Annotated in this window: 2 protein-coding genes and 1 pseudogene; 2 read left to right on the top strand and 1 reads right to left on the bottom strand. The window is 57.2% G+C overall.

All coding sequences use genetic code 11. From position 1 onward, the window contains the following. Positions 1 to 381, top strand: a 381-nt coding sequence (locus AUR66_RS17320) for an aldehyde dehydrogenase family protein (protein WP_157533203.1), incomplete at its 5' end; no start/stop codon positions are given. 102 nt (positions 382 to 483) lie between these two features. Next, the gene (locus AUR66_RS17315) at positions 484 to 942 is read left to right on the top strand and encodes a hypothetical protein (RefSeq protein ID WP_058573421.1); all 459 of its coding nucleotides are present in this window, start codon (positions 484 to 486) and stop codon (positions 940 to 942) included. On the opposite strand, the pseudogene AUR66_RS17310 reads toward AUR66_RS17315, so the two are convergent. Continuing rightward, positions 928 to 1125, bottom strand: a pseudogene (locus tag AUR66_RS17310) (transcription initiation factor IIB 2); the annotation flags it as partial. The gene AUR66_RS17315 and the pseudogene AUR66_RS17310 sit on opposite strands and share 15 nt — an antisense overlap.

Raw genomic sequence — 1125 nt, 5'->3', positions numbered from 1 at the left:
ACCGAGGGGAGTTTCCTCGGCCCGACTATCTTCGGCGACGTAGACCCTGACGCGACGATCGCACGCGAAGAAATCTTCGGCCCGGTTCTCGCACTCGTCGAGGCGCGCGACTTCGACCACGCTATCGACCTGGTCAATCGAAGCGACTTCGGAAACGCCGCTAGTCTCTTTACTGACCGTGGCAGCGACGCCAAACGGTTCCGTCACGAAGTCGATGCGGGCAACTTAGCGGTCAATGCAGGTACCGCTGCGCCGATGGCATTCTTCCACTTCGGCGGGTGGAAAGATTCGTTCTTCGGTGACTTGCACGCACAGGGAGAGGATATGATCAACTTCTACACGGACAAGGCGATTTACATCGAACGCTGGCCCGACGCCTAACGCGTTCGACACGTCGTCTTCCTCCTCGCGATGCGCTAGTGCGCACGACAACTCGTGAACTGACAACGTCATTTAACGTCTTTGCCCACCAACATCTATCGTATGGTGCTGGATGTCGAGACACCCGGTTCGCCAGACTTGACGAACCGAGGAACGCCAAGTGAACTAGATGCGAGTGAAGTAATCGAAGGCGAAAGCGACCTGCGACGGGGAGAATTAGAGGGGTTCTTCCGAGACGGTGCGTGGAGTGAAGCGTTCAACGAGTGGGCTGAGTACACGGACTTGTCAGAATCTGAGTACGAACTCGTTCGAGAGGAAGGTCTCATCGAACAGATGGACTTCTACTGGGACCCCGTCACAGAGTCGCTTCAGTTCGAGGTGCCTGTCGTCCCCGAGGGAGACGTTGCGTCGAAAATTCGGACCGAGCTGACAGACCTCGGACAGACCGTCGTCGAGATGCTAGAAGATGGGTACGTCGACTGGAACGAGAAGAACCACTCAGAGATGGTGTGGTCCGAAGAGAAGTCAAGTGAAGAACCGACGATGTCAGACCGCGACTGAGTGGGTCGTTTCGTAGACGTCCAGGAGTTCTTGGTAGCGGTTGCGGATGGTTACCGTACTCATCTCTGCTACGTCGGCAATCTCGTCCTGCGTCAGGTTCTTGTCAGCGAGTCGCCCTGCCGCGTAGATTGCGGCGGCGGCGAGGCCAATCGGGCTCTTCCCGTTGAACGTCCCCGTCCCTTC

The sequence above is a fragment of the Haloferax profundi genome, assembly GCF_001469865.1.
Lineage (GTDB): Archaea > Halobacteriota > Halobacteria > Halobacteriales > Haloferacaceae > Haloferax > Haloferax profundi.
This window is presented reverse-complemented; position numbering and strand designations above follow the sequence as displayed.